The organism is Oerskovia sp. USHLN155 (assembly GCF_037145535.1).
Taxonomy (GTDB): domain Bacteria; phylum Actinomycetota; class Actinomycetes; order Actinomycetales; family Cellulomonadaceae; genus Oerskovia; species Oerskovia rustica.
Genome location: NZ_JBBCXG010000013.1, coordinates 80,655 through 99,170 on the forward strand (window position 1 = coordinate 80,655; position 18,516 = coordinate 99,170).

The window sequence follows — 18,516 nt, forward strand, 5'->3', positions numbered from 1 at the left end:
GCTCAGCGCGGCTGCACGCCCGCGTGGATCAACCCGTAGATCGCGGAGTCCGTCAGCGCCTCCCAGGCCGCCTCGATGAGGTTCGGCCCGACGCCCACCGTCGACCAGGACGTCGCCCCGTCGGTCATCTCGATGAGGACTCGCGTGATGGCGTCCGTGCCCTGCTCGGTGTCGAGGATGCGGACCTTGAAGTCGATCAGCTCGAACGCCTCGATCTCCGGGTACACGCGCCGCAGCGCGAGCCGCAGCGCGTGGTCGAGCGCGTTCACCGGTCCGTTGCCCTCGCCCGTCTTGACGATGCGCTTGCCCCCGGCGTGCAGCTTGACGGTCGCCTCCGCCGTCGCCTCGGTGCCGCGTCCCCCGGCCCGCTCGACGATCGTGCGCCAGCTCTCGACCCGGAAGAACTGCGGCCGCTCGCCCGCGATCTCCTCGCGCAGCAGCAGCTCGAACGAGGCGTCTGCCGCGTCGTAGGTGTACCCGCGGGCCTCGGCCTCCTTGACGCGGTGCGTCACGCGCGAGAGCACGTCGGCCTGGTCGGAGAGGTCGAAGCCCATCTCCCGGCCCTTGAGCTCGATCGACGCGCGGCCCGCCATGTCCGAGATGAGCATGCGCATGTCGTTGCCGACGAGCGTGGGCTCGATGTGCTGGTAGAGGTCCGGGTCGACCTTGATCGCCGAGGCGTGCAGCCCGGCCTTGTGCGCGAACGCGCTGGCCCCGACGTACGGCTGGCGCGCGTAGGGCGAGATGTTGGTGATCTCGCTGATCGCGTGCGCGATGCGCGTGGTCTCCTGCAGGCCGCCGTCGACGAGCAGGCTCCGGCCGTGCTTGAGCTCGAGGTTCGCGACGACCGTGATGAGGTCCGCGTTCCCGGTGCGCTCGCCGTAGCCGTTGACGGTCCCCTGGACGTGCGCGGCGCCCGCGGCCACGGCCGCGAGCGAGTTCGCGACCGCGCAGCCCGAGTCGTTGTGCGCGTGCATCCCGAGCAACGGGTCGCCGGCCCGGGCGTGAAGGCCGTGCGGGATCCCGACGGCGTCGCGCAGCTCCGTGACGATCTCGCCGACCCACTCGGGCAGCATGCCCCCGTTGGTGTCGCACAGCGCGACGACCTCGGCCCCCGCCGCGAACGCGGCCTCGACCGCCGCGCGCGAGTAGGCGGGGTCGAACCGGTAGCCGTCGAAGAAGTGCTCGGCGTCCAGGACGACGCGGCGCCCCTCGGCCACGAGGAACGCGACGGTGTCGGTGATCATGGCGAGGTTCTCGGCGCCCGTGGTCCGCAGCGCGCGCTCGGCGTGGCGGAGGTCGGACTTGGCGACGAGCGTGATCACCGGCGCCTGCGATGCGACGAGCGCGCGCACCTGCTGGTCGTCGGCGGCCTTGATCCCGGTCTTGCGGGTCGCGCCGAACGCGGCCAGCACCGCGTTCTTGAGCGTGAGCTCCTTCGCGGCACGGGAGAAGAAGTCGGTGTCCTTGGGGATGGCCCCGGGCCAACCGCCCTCGATGAACCCGACGCCCAGCTCGTCCAGGAGCGGGGCGATCGCGAGCTTGTCGGCGACGGTGAGGTTCATGCCCTCCTGCTGCGCGCCGTCGCGCAGGGTCGTGTCGTAGACGTGGAACGTCGAGGGTGCGCTCGCTGTGGCAGGAGCTACGGGGTTCACCTGGGAAGTCATCGTGCCGCTCTCTGGGGAGATCTCGGGGTCCAGCGGTGCCGCCTGGGCGAGACCACTCTAGGTGGATCGGGCGATCCGCTTCCGCGTCCGCCGGGGGTTCCTCGTTCCCACGCGCCGGGCGGTCGCTCTCGTGAAGCTCGTGCCCGGCGCTTCGGTGCCCGACCGGGGTGGTGTCAGGCAACAAAAAAACCCCCCGAGGGTGCGGGAGGTTTGCGCGTCCGGTGTGGTGGCCGGGCGCGCTACTCGATAATGAGGTGGGATACGAGGTGTGTCACAGGACACATGCTGCCACAGCAGCCGCCAGGATGGAACGGTGTCCACGGACTGAGCACGCCAACCAGCGAGCGCCCGGAACGACAGCCTGCAACGACAGGAGACGCATCATGAGCGACCCGAACTTCCCGCCCCGCGGCAACGTCCCGCAGCCCGGTTCCCCCGGCCACCCCCAGGGGGTCCCACCGGCCATCCCGCCCACGGTCCCGCCCGACCCGCACGTCGACTTCCCTGCGCCCCACGAGCCCGTCAACCCCGCGGACCCGCGCCTCGCGGTCGAGGTCGGCCGCTTCTGGGCGGGGGCGGCCGCCACGGCGCTGGTGGCCGCGCTCATCGGCCTCGTGGCCGTGATCATCCTCGAGCGGATCTTCTCGTTCACGCTCGTGCCGCCGCCGGACATCTTCTCGACCGCCTCGCACCAGGCCGCGTTCGCGATCGACGGGGCGATCCTCGCCCTGCTCGCCGCGGGGCTGCTGCACGTGCTGATCCTCACGACCCCGCGCCCGCGGGCGTTCTTCGGCTGGATCATGGCGCTCGTGATCGTCGTCATCACGGCCCTGCCGTTCGCCTGGACCACGGACACGACGTCGGCCGTGCTGTCCGGGCTCGTGAACCTGCTCATCGGGGTCGCCGTCTGGTCGCTGCTCGCGGGCGTCGCAGGCCGGACGATCGTGCGCCGGCCGGTCTGAGCCCCCGCCGACACGCCGAGTGCGGAGCAGCTGTCGCCGACCGGGTCGATCGGCGACGGCTGCTCCGCACTCAGCGGTACGTCGGTGGTGACCTCAGGCCAGGCGTGTCATCCAGCCGTGACGGTCCGCCGCCCGGCCGTTCTGGATGTCGGTGAGCTCGCCGCGGATCGCCAGGGTCAGCTCGCCCGCTCCGCCGTCGGCGATGGTGTGGTCGAAGTTCGACCCGCCCAGGCGGCCGATCGGCGTGACGACCGCAGCCGTGCCGCACGCGAACACCTCGGTCACCCCGCCGGACCGGATGTCGGCCAGGAGCTCCTCGAGCGGGATGCGCCGCTCGGTGACCTCGTGACCGCGGTCGTTGAGGAGCTGGATGATCGACGAGCGGGTCACGCCCTCGAGGATCGACCCCGTGAGCTCGGGCGTCTCGACCGAGCCGTCGGCCTTGACGACGAACACGTTCATTCCGCCGAGCTCCTCGAGGAACGTGCCCGTCGACGAGTCGAGGAAGCAGACCTGCTCGAAGCCCTTCTCCTGCGCGAGGGTCTGCGGCAGCAGGCTCGACGCGTAGTTGCCGCCGCACTTGGCGTCGCCCGTGCCGCCGGCACCGGCGCGGCTGAACTCGCGGTCGACCCAGATCGACACGGGCTTGACGCCGCCCGAGAAGTACGGGCCCACGGGCGAGGCGATCACGAGGTACTCGGCCTCGAGCGAGGCCCGCACACCGAGGAACGACTCCGAGGCGTACATGAACGGACGCAGGTACAGGCTCGCCTCCTCGCCGCTCGGGACCCACTCGACGTCGGTGCGCACGAGCGCCGTGATCGAGCCGATGAAGTCGTCGACCGAGAGTGCCGGCAGCGCCAGACGGTGCGCGGACCGGGCGAACCGAGCGGCGTTGGCCTCGGGACGGAAGGTCCACACGGACCCGTCCTGGTGCCGGTACGCCTTGAGGCCCTCGAAGATCTCCTGGGCGTAGTGCAGGACCGCGGTCGCGGGGTCGAGCTGGAGGGGGCCGTACTTCTCGATGCGGCGGTCGATCCAGCCGTCCGTCGAGTTCCAGCTGATCCGGGCCATGTGGTCCGAGAACACGGTGCCGAACTTCGGGGCGGAGATCGCGGCCGCCCTGGCCTCGGGGGAGGTCGGGGTGTCCGAGGTGCGGATGTCGAAGAGCGCGACGAGATCCTCGGCCGAGGAAGCGGGCTGCGCTGTGAGGGGGGAAGTCATGTCATGGGCCTTTCACCTGGCGACCCGGGTGGGTTCCTCGCCTAGTTTTCCATGACAGAGCGCCCTTCGGCGCCCGCAGGGCGGGCGAGAACTCCCGGACCTTCGACGAGGACGTGGGAGCGGTGAGGACGGCAGAGGGTGCGCGCCGCCGTCGGGCCCCCGAGCAGGGACACGACGGCGGCGCGACGGCAGGTCGGAAGGACCGATCAGCCGGCGACGCGGGCGGCGAGCTCGCGCCCCACCTCGGCCGTCGACCGTACTCGGGTCCCCCGCTCGGCGAGGTCCGCGGCGACCGCGGCCTCGACGCGCTGCGACTCCTCGGCGAGGCCGAGGTGGTCGAGCAGCATCGCGACGGACAGGACCGTGGCGGTGGGGTCCGCCTTGCCCTGGCCCGCGATGTCGGGGGCCGAGCCGTGCACCGGCTCGAACATGGAGGGGGCCGTGCGGTCGGGGTTGATGTTGGCCGAGGCCGCGAGGCCGATGCCGCCGGTGATCGCGGCGGCCTGGTCCGTCAGGATGTCGCCGAACAGGTTGTCGGTGACGATGACGTCGAAGCGCGACGGGTTCGTCGTGAGGAAGATCGTGGCGGCGTCCACGTGCAGGTAGTCCGTGGTGACGTCGGGGAACTCGGCGTTGACGGCCTCGACCGTGCGGCGCCACAGGTGACCGGCGTGCACCAGGACGTTGTGCTTGTGCACGAGCGTCAGGTGCTTGCGGGGGCGCGCCTGGGCGCGGGCGAACGCGTCACGCACGACGCGCTCGACGCCGAAGGCCGTGTTCACGGAGACCTCGGTCGCGATCTCGTGGGGCGTGCCGACGCGCAGCGCCCCGCCGTTGCCGACGTAGGGACCTTCGGTGCCCTCGCGGACGACGACGAAGTCGATCTCGCCCGGGTCCGCCAGCGGGGACCTCACGCCCGGGTACAGCTTGCCCGGGCGGAGGTTGACGTAGTGGTCGAGCGCGAAGCGCAGCTTGAGCAGCAGACCGCGCTCGAGGACACCCGACGGGACGGTCGGGTCACCGATCGCACCGAGGAGGATCGCGTCGTGCGTGCGGATCGCCGCGAGGTCCTCGTCGGTGAGGGTCTCGCCGGTCGCGTGCCAACGGCGCGCACCGAGGTCGAAGGGCGTCGTGGAGACCTTGACGTCGGTTCCGGAGAGGGCCGCCTCGAGGACCGCGAGGCCCTGCTCGACGACCTCGATACCGATGCCGTCTCCGGCGACCACTGCCAAGTCGATGTTGCGCGTCATGCTCGAACCGTACGCCCCGGGCCAGCCCTCGGGACGCCCATCTCACACCGTGGGCGGGTCGAGGGCCACGATCCGCGTCATCTCGCGGTCCGAGCGTCGCCGTCTCGGCTGGTCGCGCTCCCACGGTGTCCGCGCCGACCCGCGCGACGCTCGATGGTGGTAGGCGCGGACCGCGCGTCGACTTGCGCAAACCGCCAGAGTACGCAACTCTTAGGAAACTTTCCTAAGATGCTGGCAGAGAGGCCACCACGCCGTGTCCCGCACGCACGTCCCGGGGACCCCCGGATTGCTCCGCACGATCAACGACCGCGCCGCGCTCGAGCTCCTGCTCGACACGGGCCCCATGACCCGGTCGCAGATCGGAGACCTCACCGGCGTCTCCCGTCCGACATCCTCCCAGATCGTGGCGCGCCTGGAGTCGGCCGGTCTCATCGAGCCCACCGGGGCCGTCCAAGGAGCCCGCGGCCCGCAGGCGGTCACGTACGCCGCGCGCACCGACGTCGTCGTCGGGCTGGCGCTCGACGTCCTTCCCGGAGGCGTCCAGGCCCGCCTCGTCGACGCCCACGGAACCGTCCTCGGCGGCGCCGAGGTGCCCACCTCGGACGACCGCACCGCGGTGAGCGACGTCCGCGCCGCATGGCACGCCGCCTGCGCCGACGCCCACGTCCCCGTCGAGCGGGTCGGCGCGGTCGTCGCAGGGGTCCAGGCCGCGGCCGACCCGACGACCGGAGACCTCTGGCTCGTCGGCGACCTGCCGGGATGGCCCCGCCTCGCCGTCCGCTCGCTCCTCGAGCAGGAGTTCGGCGTCCCCGTCCACATCGAGAACGACGTCAACCTCGCCACGATCGCCGAGCACGACGCCGGCCGGGGCGACGACGCGAGCTTCTCGTTGCTGTGGATCGGCGGCGGCATCGGCCTCGGGACCCTCATCGACGGCAGGCTCCACCACGGCGCCACCGGTGCCGCCGGCGAGCTCGGCTACCTCCCCGTGCCCGTGACCGTCCGCGACTACGACGACCACTCGGTCAACCTCCAGGACCTCGTCGGAGGCCGCCGGTTCGAGGAGCTCGCCGAGCGGCACGGCGTCCCCGGAGAGAGCTACACGGACTACCTCGCAGCCATGACCGCCGCCCCGGACAGCCCGGCGGTCGTCGCGCTCGTCGAGGACTTCGGCCGCCGCCTCGCCACCGTCGTCCAGCCGGTCGTCGCGGTCGTCGAGCCGCACCTCGTCGTGCTCAGCGGCCCGACGTGCATCGCGGGGGGGCAACGCCTCGCCGACGTGACCCGCAGCCACCTCACGGACACCGAGCAGGGCGTGGCGCTCATCGTCCCGACCCTGGCCCCCTCGGCCCCTGTCCTCCGCGGCGCCCAGGCGGTCGTCGCGGCCGACGTCCGCGCGCTCCTCCTCGACCGCGTCTCGACCCACCCCTCGGACCACGGCGCGCACGGCGTGCCTGCCCAGACGGTGCGCGCGGGCACGGCGACCAGCGGCGCTCCGGCGCCCTCCTACTCGGGGTAGCTCCTCTCGCTGCCCCGACGGGCGGTGGTCGCGGCCTGGGACGGCGACCACCGCTCACCCCCGGGCCGACGGCTCGCTGCCCGACGGCGTCACGCCGACCCCTCGAGGCACCTCACCCGTGCGCGTCACCACCGGGCACGCAGTCCCTGGGTGGGCCCGGTGGGCGCGGCGGCTTCACCGCTGCCGCGGGAACCGCAGCTCGAACCGTTCGCACACCACGGGCATGTCCTCACGGAACTCGTGGCCCACCAGGACCCGCGTGAAGTACGTCCGGTGACCGGCACGCCAGGACTCGAGCGTCCGGTCGTCCTCGCCCTCGGCCGCCGCGAAGTCGGCCGAGACCTGGTCGAACGGGACGACCTCGACCGACGTCGTGCGGATGAGCGCCCGCGGGTGCCCGTCGCCGTCGAGGATGATCGAGAGCTCGCCGACCTGCGGCAGCGGCACGTCGTCGCCGTACTCCCAGTGCGACGAGGAGGTCGCAGTCTTGTCACCCGACAGCACCGCTGCGAGCAGACCGTCGGCGAGCGCGGGGTTGTCCCCGAAGGACCAGGCGGGCGGCGGCACGGTCGCCGAGATCCCGAAACCGGTCACGACGCCCACCTTGCCCTCCCCCGCACGGACGCGCGCAGTCTCCCAGAACTCGAGGATCTCCTCGCCGCGCGAGTCGTCGTCATCCCGAGCGGGATCCGCGCCCGCGGGGACGGCCGAAGCGGCACGGTGCTCGTCGCCTGTGGCGGGCAGCGGCGCCGGCTCGGCGCTGTCGTTCGTGCTGTCCGGTCCGCGGTCGTCGTGGTGGCTCATACGTCCATGGTGGACCACGGACACCCGGAGTGCCCGCCTTGTCGTGCTTTGACCGACGGGGTGTCGGCGATTCCACCCTGTTCCCATGGCGCCCCGCTGCGCCGACGGTGACCGCGGGACACGCCGACCCATGATCCTTGGCGACGGAGCGTCACCGTCGGCGGGCAGGGCCGTCACCCTCGGCGGGCCGCACCCTAGGTGACACGAGCACCCCGGGGAGGCTCCGCCGTCGGGCATCGGAGCAGCACGCGGGCGAGCCGGACGCACAGAGGAGGGTGACCCGTCCTGCGCGATCGTGGTCGGGTCCGGCGGGAGGCCGCCGGGCCGGACGGAAGATCGCGCAGGACGGGTCACCCTCCTCAGAAGGTTCGCCGTAGCGAAGCGAGGGTCAGCGACCGACCGAGCCCTCGGTGTAGTCGTCGTCGCCCGACTTCGCCCACGCGAACATCCCGCGCAGCTCGCGGCCCGTGGCCTCGATCGGGTGCGCCTCGCCCTTGGCGCGGAGCTCCTTGAACTCGGGGGCGCCCGCGTCCTGGTCGTCGATGAAGCGCTTCGCGAACGCGCCGTTCTGGATGTCCCCGAGGACGGCCTTCATGTTCTCCTTGACCCGCGGGTCGATGACCCGGGGGCCCGAGACGTAGTCGCCGTACTCGGCGGTGTCCGACACCGACCAGCGCTGCTTGGCGATGCCGCCCTCCCACATGAGGTCCACGATGAGCTTGAGCTCGTGCAGGACCTCGAAGTAGGCGATCTCCGGCTGGTAGCCGGCCTCGGTCAGGGTCTCGAAGCCGTACTGGACGAGCTGCGACACGCCACCGCACAGGACGGCCTGCTCGCCGAACAGGTCGGTCTCGGTCTCCTCGGTGAACGTCGTCTTGATGACGCCGGCGCGCGTGCCACCGATCGCCTTCGCGTACGAGAGCGCGATGTCCCACGCGTGGCCCGACGCGTCCTTCTCGACGGCGATGATGTCGGGGATGCCGCGGCCCGCGACGAACTCGCGACGCACGGTGTGGCCCGGAGCCTTGGGCGCGACGAGGATGACGTCGACGCCCTCGGGGGCCTCGATGTAGCCGAAGCGGATGTTGAAGCCGTGCGCGAACGCGAGCGTCTTGCCGGCGGCCAGGTTCGGCTTGATCTCGTCGTTGTAGATCGAGCGCTGGTGCTGGTCCGGCGCGAGGATCATGATGAGGTCCGCCCACTGGGCTGCCTCTGCGACGGTCTTGACCTCGAAGCCCTCGTCGGTCGCCTTGGCGATCGACTTGGAGCCTTCCTTGAGGGCGATGACGACCTGGACGCCGGAGTCGCGGAGGTTCTGCGCGTGCGCGTGTCCCTGGCTGCCGTAGCCGACGACCGCGACCTTCTTCTGCTGGATGATCGAGAGGTCGGCGTCGTCGTCGTAGAAGAGCTCTGCCACGGTGTTACTCCTTGGGTTCTTGAGGTGATGCCGAACACGATAGTTCGACGTCGGTGGGCAACGTGGGGGGTGTCCACCGGGATGGACTGGGTCAGGCGGACCGGTGGGCGCGGTCGAGCGCCCGGTCGGTGATGGAGCGGGCGCCACGGCCGACGGCCACGGTGCCGGACTTGACGATCTCACGGACGCCGTAGGGGTCGAGCGCGCCGAGGAGGGCGCTCAGCTTCTCCGGGGTGCCCGTGGCCTCGATCGTCACGGCGTCGGGGACGACGTCGACGACCTTGGCGCGGAACAGCTCGACGACCTCGAGGACGCCCGTGCGGTTGGCGCCGTCGGCGCGGACCTTGACGAGCAGGAGCTCGCGCTGGACCGAGGACGTCTGGTCGAGCTCGACGATCTTGATCACGTTGACGAGCTTGTTGAGCTGCTTGGTGACCTGCTCGAGCGGGTTCTGGTCGACGTCGACGACCACGGTGATGCGCGAGATCTCCTCGTGCTCCGTGGGGCCCACGGCGAGCGAGTGGATGTTGAACGCGCGGCGGGCGAACAGGCCCGCGACGCGCGTGAGCACGCCGGGCTTGTTCTCCACGAGCACGGAGAGGGTGTGTCGGGACATGGTTGCGGCTCTCCCCGGTCTCAGTCTTCGCGGTCCCACGCGGGCGAGATGCCGCGTGCGTACTGGATGTTGTCGTTGCTCACGCCCGAGGCGACCATGGGCCACACCATCGCGTCGCGCGAGACGTTGAAGTCGACGACGACGGGCCGGTCGTCGATCTCCATGGCGCGCTTGATCGCGGCGTCGACCTCGCTCTTGGACTCGACCCGGATGCCCTCGCAGCCGTACGCGTCGGCGAGCTTGACGAAGTCGGGCACGCGCTGCGTGCCGCGACCCGTGTGCAGGTCGGTGTTGGAGTAGCGGGACTCGTAGAACAGGGTCTGCCACTGGCGGACCATGCCGAGCGAGGAGTTGTTGATCAGCGCGACCTTGATGGGGATCTCGTTGATCGTGCAGGTCGCGAGCTCCTGGTTGGTCATCTGGAAGCAGCCGTCGCCGTCGATCGCCCACACGGTCTTGTCGGGCTGGCCGACCTTGGCGCCCATCGCGGCCGGGATCGAGTAGCCCATGGTGCCGAGGCCACCCGAGTTGAGCCAGGTCTTGGGGTGCTCGTAGCGGATGAACTGGGCGGCCCACATCTGGTGCTGGCCGACGCCCGCGACGTAGATCGAGTCGGGGCCGGATATCTCGCCGAGGCGCTGGATGACGTGCTGCGGGGCGAGGTGTCCGTCCTCGGGCTCGGAGTAGCCGAGGGGGTAGGTCTCGCGCCAGTCGTCGATCTGGCGCCACCAGGCGCCGAGGTCCGGCTGTCCCTTGGCGGCGTGCTCGCGCTCGAGCTCGGGCAGCAGGTCGGAGATGACCTCGCGCAGGTCGCCCACGATCGGGACGTCGACCTCGCGGTTCTTGCCGATCTCTGCGGGGTCGATGTCGGCGTGCACGATCGTGGCGTGCGGTGCGAAGCTCGAGAGCGTGCCCGTGACGCGGTCGTCGAAGCGGGCACCGAGGGCCACGACGAGGTCGGCCTTCTGGAGCGCGGCGACCGCGGGGACGGTGCCGTGCATGCCGGGCATGCCGAGGTTCTGCGGGTGCGAGTCGGGCAGCGCGCCGCGGGCCATGAGGGTGGTCACGGCGGGGGCGCCCGACAGGTCGACGAGCTTGCGCAGCTCGGCCGAGGCGTTCGCGCGGATCGCGCCACCGCCCACGTACAGCACGGGGCGCTTGGCGGTCGCGAGCAGGCGGGCGGCCTCGCGGATCTGCTTGGAGTGCGGCTTGGTCACGGGGTGGTAGCCGGGCAGCTGCAGCTCCTGCGGCCACGAGAACGTGGTGCGCGCCTGCATCGCGGACTTCGCGATGTCGACGAGGACGGGCCCGGGGCGCCCGGTCTGGGCGATGTGGAAGGCCTCGGCGATGACGCGCGGGATCTCGTCGGGGTCGGTGACGAGGAAGTTGTGCTTGGTGATCGGCAGGGTGATGCCGACGATGTCGGCCTCCTGGAAGGCGTCGGTCCCGATCAGGGACGCGCCGACCTGGCCCGTGATGGCCACGAGCGGGATCGAGTCCATGTTGGCGTCGGCGATGGGCGTGACGAGGTTCGTCGCGCCGGGGCCCGACGTCGCCATGGTCACGCCGACGCGGCCGGTCGCGTGGGCGTAGCCCGAGGCCGCGTGGCCGCCGCCCTGCTCGTGGCGCACGAGGATGTGGCGAAGCTTCTTGGAGTCCATGAGCGGGTCGTACGTCGGCAGGATCGCACCGCCGGGGATGCCGAAGACGACGTCCACACCGGCTTCCTCGAGCGAGCGGACGATCGACTGCGCGCCCGTCACCTCCTCGGGCCCGACGACGAGGCTGGGGGTGCGCTCGCCGGTGACCGAGGCGCGTGCTCGGCTGTCGGGGCGGGCTGCGAGGCTCGCGGGGGAAGGGGCTGGCTTCGGCGCCACGGCCTCGCCGGCGGGCGCGGGGGCGCTCGGCGTCGGCGGGGCCGGGTGGGGACCCTGGACCATCGGTATCTCCTGTTTCTCGGTGGCGACTGGCTGCCACCGGCTGGATCGAGCTCACCGTGGTGGTGCTGGTACTTCTGGTGCTCTCCGTGCTGTTCTGCCGCGGGGTGGTGCGGTCCGGTGACCGGCTCCGGAGCGGGGTGTGCCCGGAGGGGGTGGTCATGACGGTCGTGGTCGTGACATGAAAAAACCCCTCGTACCCGGTGAGGGCTCTTCGAGGGGTGAGCGCGCTGACGAGACCTGGTTGCTTGGCCTCAGCCGGCGCGCTCAGGAAGTACTACGAGAAGGATCGTCTGCACGTTGTGCACACTACGCCCTCGATCCGGCGATGTCATGCGTCGGGCCGGACATCTCAGGGAATGGGACGTCCGGCCCGACGACGATGGTCCGGCCGGGCGCGCGGGGCACCGAGGACGGGGGCTGTCCGAGTCCCTGCCCCGTGCTGCGGGGCAATGCAGTAGGGCCGGAGCCGTGGGACCAGGCACCATGGACCCATGACCACCACGATCGAGCGAATGACAGCCGACCTCACCACCGCCATGAAGGCCCGCGACGAGTTCGCCAAGAACACCCTGCGCCAGGTCATCGGCGCCGTCCGCACCGCGGAGAAGTCCGGCTCGACCGCGCGCGAGCTGACCGACGCCGAGGTCCAGACGGTCCTGGCCGCCGAGGTCAAGAAGCGTCGCGAGAGCGCCCAGATCTACACCGACGCGGCCGCGACCGAGCGTGCCGACAACGAGACCCGCGAGGCCGACTTCATCGAGAAGTACCTGCCTGCGAGCCTCACGCCCGCCGAGCTCGACGCACTCGTGGCCGCCGCGGTCGTCTCGACCGGCGCCTCGTCCATGAAGGACATGGGCACGGTCATGAAGACCGCCACTGCCGCGGCGGCCGGGATCGGCCGTGTCGACGGCAAGGCGCTCTCGCAGGCCGTCCGTCAGGCGCTCGGGGCGCTCTGACCTGGCACGGGGCGACCGGCCCGCGCGTCACCAGTTCTCCGCCCCCGCGAGCGACGTCGCCCGGGGCTCGACCCCCAGGACCTCGCGCAGCACCGTCAGGTCGTAGGTGCGCTCGGCCGCGAGGTGGCTGATGGCGTACCGGGTCAGGCGCGGCGGCTCGGGCCGCCGCGTCCAGCGTGCGAGAGCCTCGGCGCACGCGGCGAGCACCCACGCGGGGCGGGCCGGGATCCCGGCGAGGGTGACGCCGTCGTGCCCCCTACGGCGCAGGAGCTCGACGACGACCTCGCCCAGGACCACGGGCCCGGCGTCCGCGACGTTGACCACGAGGGGCTGACCGTGCGGCAGGTCGACCGTCGCGGCCGCGAGCGCCGCCTCGACGAGCGTGTCCACGTGCGTGAGCGACTGCAGCGCCGACCCATCCCCGACGAGCACGAGCCGCCTGCCCCGGATCGCACCCTCGATGCGCGGCAGGAGCGTCGTGTCCCCCGGGCCGTACACGGCGTGGGGGCGCAGCACGACGACGGGTCCGCGCCCGGGCGTGCGGGCGTCGGTGGCGAGGACCCGCTCGGCGGCGGCCTTGGTCGCGCCGTAGGCGTTGAGGTACCGCTCGACGGGTGCCTCGCCCTCCCGTCCCCGGACCGTAGGGATGAAGGGGTCGTAGACGCTGCCCGAGGACACGTGCACGAACCGCGCCGCCGGGAACGTGTCCCGCACGGCGCGCGTGCCCTCGACGTTGGTCGCCCACGCGACGTCGTGGCGCGCCCAGTCGGAGACCGCCGCCCCCGCGTGCACGACGACGTCCAGCGCGGGCGGTGCCGCGAGCACCCCTGCCTCGAGGTCCCACGTCCGGTGCGTTGCCCCGGAGACGTGCGCGTCGCGCCGCGAGAAGGTCCACACCCGGTGACCGTGGGCCACGGCGCGTCGAGCGACGGCTCCCCCGACGAACCCCGACGCCCCCGTGACGCCGACGCGCAGGCTCACGTGGGCCGCGCCCCGGTCGTCGCGAGGTGGCGCGCCGCGGCGCGGGAGAGCGTCGCGCGGTCGGGCTTGCGGCTGCGCCCCGCGAGCGGCAGGCGGTCGGCATGCAGGACCAGGTCCGGCAGCGCTCCATGGTCCAGCACGTCCGGCAGCGCGGACCGGACGCCGACGAGCAGCGGGTGGTCGGCAGTCAGGACGGGCTCGCCCTGGCCCTCTGCCGGCCCGACGACGCCCGCCGCCCTGGCCGCGTGCGTCCCGGCGGGTGCACCGGCCGCGCAGGCGGGGGCGGAGGTCACCACGAGGACGACCTTCTCGTCGCCGTCCTCCTGGAGGACGCCCACGAGGGCTGCCTCCCCGACGCCGGGCAGCGCGGCGAGCCGCGGCTCGAACAGCCCCGGGTAGATGTTGACCGTGCCGCGGATGATCATGTCGCGGGTGCGCCCCACGAGGACGATCCGACCCAGCTCGTCGAGGTGCGCGAGGTCGCCCGTGCGGTGCTCGCTCACCGGTGGCCGTCCGCCGTCGAGGTGGGCGAGATACCCCTTCATGAGGGACGGGCCGCGCAGGACCAGCTCGCCCACCGTGGGGCCGGTCGGTCGGGCGTCGTCGCCGGGCTCGCTCGCACAGCCCTCCACGGCCGTGGCGTCGATCCGGGCCTCGACGCCCGGCAGCGGGCGACCGACCAGGTCGCCGTCCCCGGCGTGCGCGAGCTTGTCTGCGGCCTCGACCACCGCGACGGGCAGGATCTCGGTCATGCCGTAGACCCCGATCCACCGCGTGGTCGGCAGCGACCGGCGGGCGCGGTCGAGGATCGACCGCGTCACGGGCGCGCCACCGACGAGCCCGACCCGCGGGCCCAGCGCGGGAGCCCGGCCGGTCTCGACCGCGTCGAGCAGGAGCGTGAGGTCCGCCGGGACCAGGTACGTCCCGGCCTGCCCGGCCGCGTGCCGACCGAAGGCCACGACGTCCTGCGCGGGGGTCCCCGGCGGGATGGACCAGGTCCCACCCGCGAGCAGCGCCGGGATGCCCAGGAGCATCTGGTCGGTGTGCACCACGTCTCCCGGCATGAGCTCGAAGGCCGCGCCCAGCAGGGCGCAGCCCGCACCGAGCGAGCCCGCGGAGTGGACGACGGCCTTCGGGTCCGACGTGGTGCCCGACGTGAAGACCACGAGCGCCTCGCCGTCGAGCGGCAGGCCCGTCACGGGCGTCGGCCCGACGCCCTGCCCGCCGGCCCCACGTACCCCCGAGGCGAGCGCGCGCGCCGGCAGCGACCGCCGGGGCACCCCGGGCAGCCACGGGCCGGACCGGACGTGCCGCAGCGGGAGGCTCGCGTAGTCGGGCAGCAGGAGGCCGCGCGAGCGGGCCAGGCGCCGCAACGGACCGCGCGAGATCGCGTAGAGCAGCGACTCGGTCATGGCCCAGCGCGGGCCTGCGGCCGCGACGCGCGCGGCGAAGAGCTCGGGCGTCGAGCCCGGGTCGACGAACACGATCACGGCCCCGAGCCGCACGACGGCGAGCGCGAGAACGATCCCCCCGGGCCGGGGGCGGACCGAGAACAGCACGCGGTCCCCCGGTCGCATGCCCTCCCGGTGCAAGGCGTCGGCCGTGGCCTCGATGCGGCGCGCCAGCTCGCGGTACGTGACCTCCTCGCGGACCCGGTCGAGCGGCTCGCCGCCCGGTGCGGGCGCGCCGCCCGCACTCTCCCGGCCCCGTCGTGCGCGGTGCGCCGGACGCGCCCACCAGCGCAGCGCCACCTCGTCGCCGCGCGCCCCCCGCGCGTGGCCGCCGATGGTCGCGAGCAGGTGCTCCGTCGTCGGGCCGCTCACGGCGCCTCCTCCACCGGCACCGAGGCCGACGCGGCGGCCTCGATCCGCAGGCGCCGGTAGGACGGGATGAGGACGCCCCGCGCGACCTCGCGCCCCGCGACCCGCAGCGAGCGCCCGGCCGTCGCGACCGGGCGCAACGCGTCCAGGACCGCCCCCACCTGCGCCATCGCGAGCGGCATGCCGAGACAGAAGTGCGGACCAGCGCCGAACCACAGGTTGCGCAGCGCCGGGTCCGCGTCACGTGCGGGGTCGAACGCCCCGCCCGCCCGGCAGCACGTCACGGTCGCGATGACGACGCGCTCCCCCGCCCGCACCGGCACGGCTCCCACCCTGTGGGCCGAGCGCACGGACCGGAGCATCGCCGGGGTCGGCACCGTGACGCGCAGCGCCTCCTCGACCACGCGGCCGCGCAGGGCGTCGTCCGGTCCCGCGAGCAGCAGGCGATCCATCCACCCGGTGTCGACCGCGAGCGCGACCAGGCGCGGCGTGAACGACTGGATGGTCTCGGTGCCCGTCATGACGAACGCCCCGACCGCGCCCAGCGCCTCGCGCTCGCTCAGCCCGAGACCGCGCATGCGCCCCGGCACCGTCGCGGGGTCCCCGTCGTGGTACGCGGCCCGCGCGGGCTCGCTCAGCGTGCCCAGCACCTCGCGGGCGTAGCGCACCTGGGAGGGCGTGAGGCTGCGCCGGTGCAGGCGCACGAGCCCGACGACGGACTGCGCCGCGACCATCGCGTCGCGCACCGCGGCGTCGGTGGGCGGCAGACCTGTCATGCGGCAGATGACCGTGCCCGCGAGCGCCCCGACCTCCTGCACCAGGTCCACCGTCTCGCCCGCGAGCAGGCGAGGGGCCAACGTCCCCAGCGACGCCCCTGCCTCGGTCGCGGTGAGCTGCGCGACCGAGCGCTGGGTGAACAGCCCCGACAGGGCCCGCCGCAGCGTCGCGTGGTCCTCGCCCTCCATGTTGAGCAGGACCGACGGCCCCAGCACGGGCGTCCACAGGTCCGAGGGCGCCCCGGGGCCGACCTTGGAGAAGTGCTCGGTGTCGAGCAGGACCTCACGTGCCGTCACGGCGTCGTTCACCACGACCCCGAGCCCCGGCACGCGCACGACCGGGCCACGCCGGGCGAGCGCCCGGAACGCCGGGTAGACGAGCGGGTGCGCGCCGCGCTGGACGCGCTCCTCCCAGCGGTGCGCGTCACGGGCGGATCCCTGGGCGGTGCTCGACCCGGCGCCCGGCGCTCGCGGGGACGTGTCTGCCGTCATCGGATGTCCACGACCTCGGGCTTGTAGCGGTGGTCGGCGTACCAGCCCAGGGTCCGCACGAGCCCCCAGGCGTGCGCGCGTCGCGTCGAGGCGCGCACCACGACCTCGGGGTGCGCGCCGTAGGCCGACGTGAGGCGGCGCACGGCGTTCACCAGGGCGCGGTCCTCGTGCAGGTCCTCGATCGCGGTGCGGGGGAAGCCGCCCGCGCGCTCGTACAGGTCCGCCGTGACGGCCATGTTGCACCCGGGCGCCATGACGTACGGACCCAGGTAGGACGGGTCCTGGTTGCCGGGGCGGAACTTCCCGAACGTGCTCGCGAGGCTCACGGCCCCCGACAGGATCGCCTGCCGCGCACGGGACACGGGCAGGTCGTCGGTGCGCGCGACGATCCGCCCCGCCACCAGGTCGTGCCCGACGGCGAACGCGGCCTTCACGCGGACCGTCCAGTCCGGCGGGGGCACGCAGTCCGCGTCGGTGCGCGCGAGGTGGGTCGCGCCCGCGGCGATCGCCGCGCGCATGCCCGTGTCCGCCGCGGCGCCCGTCCCCTTCTGGGCTTCGGTCACCAGACGCCAGCGTGGCTCGTCCCAGTCCGCGAGGGTCGCCCGCACGAGGTCCGGGGTGCCGTCGGTCGAGCCGTTGTCGACCACGACCAGGTCGAAGTCACGGTCCTCCTGGACGCGCAGGGCGCGCAGCGTCGCGAGGATCCCGTGCTCGTGCGCCTCGTTGAGCGCCGGGACGACGACCGCGAGACGGACCGGGAGCGGTGGCGTCCGCTGCCCGGGCGCCGCACCCGTCCCCGCGGGGCCCTCCGCGGTCACAGCCGCACCGCCATGGCTCCGATGCTGATCCCGCCGGCCAGCCCGACGAGCAGCACGACGTCCCCCGGACCCACGCGGCCGCTCTCCAGTGCGGTCACGAGCTGGAGCGGCAGCGTCGCCGAGGCGACGTTCCCGTGCTCGGCGACCGTGACGATCGTCCGCCCCTCGGGCAGGCCCAGGGCCTCGTGGACGTCCGCCAGGTAGGCGACCGCGACCTGGTGCACCGCGACCAGGGCCACGTCGTCCCACGTCAGTCCCGCGCGGTCGAGCGCCTCGAGGATCACGCCCGGCCCGAGCGCCAGGAACGCGTCGCGCAGCCGCGACCCGTCGATCTCGAAGTACGTGCGGTCGAGATCTCGCGGGAAGGCCGTCCCCCCACCGGGGAGCATACCGACGTCCCAGTGCGTCGACTCGGCACCGAAAGCGCTCGCGAGGATGCCCGCCGGGGCGGGCGCGTCGTCGCTCGTGCCGACCACCGGCTCAGGTGCGCGTCGCACCAGGACCGCCGCTCCGGCGTCGGACATGGTGTAGCCCGGCGCGGACAGCAGGTACGTCGCCCGGTCCGGGACGTCCCACCGGACCGCGCGCGACGGCGCCTCGCCGCACGCGACGAGGACCGTCCCGTACCGGCCCGTGGCGACGAGGGCCTCGGCGACCTCGATCGCGTTGAGGACCGAGTTGCACGCGTTCTTGACGTCCATGACCGGGGAGCGCACCCCCAGCCTGGCCGCGACGATGTGGCTCGTCGCCGGCTCGACCATGTCCTGGCTCGCCGAGGCGAAGATCAGCAGGTCGACGTCCCGGGCGTCGAGCCCCTGCGCAGCGAGGAGCTTGGCCGCGGCGGCGGCCGCGAGGTCCGAGGCGTTCCAGTCGTCGGGCAGGACGTGGACCTGCCGGACCCCGGTCAGGCGCGAGACCATGGGCAGGCGCGGCACGGCACCGGGAGCGCTCGTGCGGGCCAGGTCCCGCTCGGCGTCGGCGACCCGCACGGTGCGCTCGGGCAGGTGGACGCCCACCCCCGCGATCACGGCGGCAGGAGCCGGGCCCCGGACCGGGGCGAGCGTCGCGCGGGTCCCCGAAGGGTGCGCTGGAGGGTGGGCGATGATCGGCACCCGCGACAGCGTAGCCACGAACCCGAGCCCCACCGAGGTTGTCCACGGGTGAGAGTCGGGCGCTCGGCCCACAGGCCGTCGCCCCGCCGTCGCCCCGCCGTCGCCCTGCCGTCGCCCCGCCGTCGCCCTGCCGTCGCCCACAGGACGACCCCGGACGACCAC

General features: G+C 73.1%; 15 protein-coding genes. 3 read left to right on the plus strand and 12 right to left on the minus strand.

Features of this window, described 5'->3' with window-relative positions:
* Positions 1-2: 2 nt before the first annotated feature.
* Positions 3-1,667, minus strand: coding sequence for a citramalate synthase (gene cimA, locus WFH32_RS17600; RefSeq protein ID WP_191797426.1), 1,665 nt, complete (start codon positions 1,665-1,667; stop codon positions 3-5).
* Positions 1,668-2,050: 383 nt separating this feature from the next.
* Between cimA and WFH32_RS17605 the strand changes: the two genes are divergently transcribed.
* Complete coding sequence (locus tag WFH32_RS17605; protein ID WP_191797424.1) at positions 2,051-2,629, plus strand: DUF6069 family protein; 579 nt, start codon at positions 2,051-2,053, stop codon at positions 2,627-2,629.
* 93 nt (positions 2,630-2,722) lie between these two features.
* Here WFH32_RS17605 and WFH32_RS17610 read toward each other — a convergent pair whose 3' ends face one another.
* Together WFH32_RS17610 and WFH32_RS17615 are read right to left on the minus strand one after the other, a co-directional pair.
* On the minus strand, positions 2,723-3,853 hold the full coding sequence (locus WFH32_RS17610) for a branched-chain amino acid aminotransferase (RefSeq protein WP_336708605.1): 1,131 nt from the start codon (positions 3,851-3,853) through the stop codon (positions 2,723-2,725).
* A gap of 206 nt (positions 3,854-4,059) precedes the next feature.
* Positions 4,060-5,103 (minus strand): 3-isopropylmalate dehydrogenase, encoded by a 1,044-nt coding sequence (locus tag WFH32_RS17615; protein ID WP_138823702.1) that lies wholly within the window; start codon positions 5,101-5,103, stop codon positions 4,060-4,062.
* 286 nt (positions 5,104-5,389) lie between these two features.
* Between WFH32_RS17615 and WFH32_RS17620 the strand changes: the two genes are divergently transcribed.
* Entirely contained in the window at positions 5,390-6,622 is a 1,233-nt protein-coding gene (locus tag WFH32_RS17620) for an ROK family transcriptional regulator (protein WP_336708607.1), read from the plus strand.
* Positions 6,623-6,796: 174 nt separating this feature from the next.
* On the opposite strand, the gene WFH32_RS17625 is transcribed toward WFH32_RS17620, so the two are convergent.
* The 4 genes from WFH32_RS17625 to WFH32_RS17640 form a co-directional block, all read right to left on the minus strand.
* A complete protein-coding gene (locus WFH32_RS17625; RefSeq protein WP_191797420.1) occupies positions 6,797-7,426 on the minus strand; it encodes an ASCH domain-containing protein in 630 nt (209 codons plus the stop codon).
* A gap of 388 nt (positions 7,427-7,814) precedes the next feature.
* Positions 7,815-8,843, minus strand: coding sequence for a ketol-acid reductoisomerase (ilvC, locus tag WFH32_RS17630; RefSeq protein WP_191797418.1), 1,029 nt, complete (start codon positions 8,841-8,843; stop codon positions 7,815-7,817).
* 91 nt (positions 8,844-8,934) lie between these two features.
* Entirely contained in the window at positions 8,935-9,459 is a 525-nt protein-coding gene (ilvN, locus tag WFH32_RS17635; protein WP_191797416.1) for an acetolactate synthase small subunit, read from the minus strand.
* A 20-nt stretch (positions 9,460-9,479) separates the two neighbouring features.
* Positions 9,480-11,399 carry an acetolactate synthase large subunit gene (locus WFH32_RS17640; RefSeq protein WP_191797414.1) on the minus strand — a complete coding sequence of 640 codons (1,920 nt, stop codon included), beginning with the start codon at positions 11,397-11,399 and terminating at the stop codon, positions 9,480-9,482.
* Between the two features lie 491 nt (positions 11,400-11,890).
* Between WFH32_RS17640 and WFH32_RS17645 the strand changes: the two genes are divergently transcribed.
* Positions 11,891-12,355: a GatB/YqeY domain-containing protein gene (locus WFH32_RS17645; RefSeq protein ID WP_138823687.1), complete on the plus strand. Its 465-nt coding sequence runs from the start codon at positions 11,891-11,893 to the stop codon at positions 12,353-12,355.
* Between the two features lie 27 nt (positions 12,356-12,382).
* Here WFH32_RS17645 and WFH32_RS17650 read toward each other — a convergent pair whose 3' ends face one another.
* The 5 genes from WFH32_RS17650 to WFH32_RS17670 are packed head-to-tail and all read right to left on the minus strand — an operon-like array spanning position 12,383 to position 18,354.
* On the minus strand, positions 12,383-13,336 hold the full coding sequence (locus tag WFH32_RS17650) for an NAD-dependent epimerase/dehydratase family protein (RefSeq protein WP_336708610.1): 954 nt from the start codon (positions 13,334-13,336) through the stop codon (positions 12,383-12,385).
* The gene (locus tag WFH32_RS17655) at positions 13,333-15,159 is read right to left on the minus strand and encodes an AMP-binding protein (protein WP_191797412.1); all 1,827 of its coding nucleotides are present in this window, start codon (positions 15,157-15,159) and stop codon (positions 13,333-13,335) included. The genes WFH32_RS17650 and WFH32_RS17655 overlap by 4 nt, the downstream gene beginning before the upstream one ends.
* Entirely contained in the window at positions 15,156-16,424 is a 1,269-nt protein-coding gene (locus WFH32_RS17660; RefSeq protein ID WP_225228372.1) for a cytochrome P450, read from the minus strand. Before WFH32_RS17660 ends, WFH32_RS17655 begins: the two co-directional genes overlap by 4 nt.
* Complete coding sequence (locus tag WFH32_RS17665; RefSeq protein ID WP_191797410.1) at positions 16,421-17,242, minus strand: glycosyltransferase family 2 protein; 822 nt, start codon at positions 17,240-17,242, stop codon at positions 16,421-16,423. Before WFH32_RS17665 ends, WFH32_RS17660 begins: the two co-directional genes overlap by 4 nt.
* Positions 17,239-18,354, minus strand: a complete 1,116-nt coding sequence (locus WFH32_RS17670) for a 3-oxoacyl-ACP synthase III family protein (RefSeq protein ID WP_318244226.1) — start codon at positions 18,352-18,354, stop codon at positions 17,239-17,241. Before WFH32_RS17670 ends, WFH32_RS17665 begins: the two co-directional genes overlap by 4 nt.
* Positions 18,355-18,516 lie beyond the last annotated feature (162 nt).

What these genes read in the sequence shown, in the direction of transcription:
- cimA (WP_191797426.1), bottom strand. Translation starts at nt 1,667, where the DNA reads ATGACTTCCCAGGTGAACCCCGTAGCTCCTGCCACAGCGAGCGCACCC.
- WFH32_RS17605 (WP_191797424.1), top strand. Translation starts at nt 2,051, where the DNA reads ATGAGCGACCCGAACTTCCCGCCCCGCGGCAACGTCCCGCAGCCCGGT.
- WFH32_RS17610 (WP_336708605.1), bottom strand. Translation starts at nt 3,853, where the DNA reads ATGACTTCCCCCCTCACAGCGCAGCCCGCTTCCTCGGCCGAGGATCTC.
- WFH32_RS17615 (WP_138823702.1), bottom strand. Translation starts at nt 5,103, where the DNA reads ATGACGCGCAACATCGACTTGGCAGTGGTCGCCGGAGACGGCATCGGT.
- WFH32_RS17625 (WP_191797420.1), bottom strand. Translation starts at nt 7,426, where the DNA reads ATGAGCCACCACGACGACCGCGGACCGGACAGCACGAACGACAGCGCC.
- ilvN (WP_191797416.1), bottom strand. Translation starts at nt 9,459, where the DNA reads ATGTCCCGACACACCCTCTCCGTGCTCGTGGAGAACAAGCCCGGCGTG.
- WFH32_RS17640 (WP_191797414.1), bottom strand. Translation starts at nt 11,399, where the DNA reads ATGGTCCAGGGTCCCCACCCGGCCCCGCCGACGCCGAGCGCCCCCGCG.
- WFH32_RS17645 (WP_138823687.1), top strand. Translation starts at nt 11,891, where the DNA reads ATGACCACCACGATCGAGCGAATGACAGCCGACCTCACCACCGCCATG.
- WFH32_RS17660 (WP_225228372.1), bottom strand. Translation starts at nt 16,424, where the DNA reads ATGACGGCAGACACGTCCCCGCGAGCGCCGGGCGCCGGGTCGAGCACC.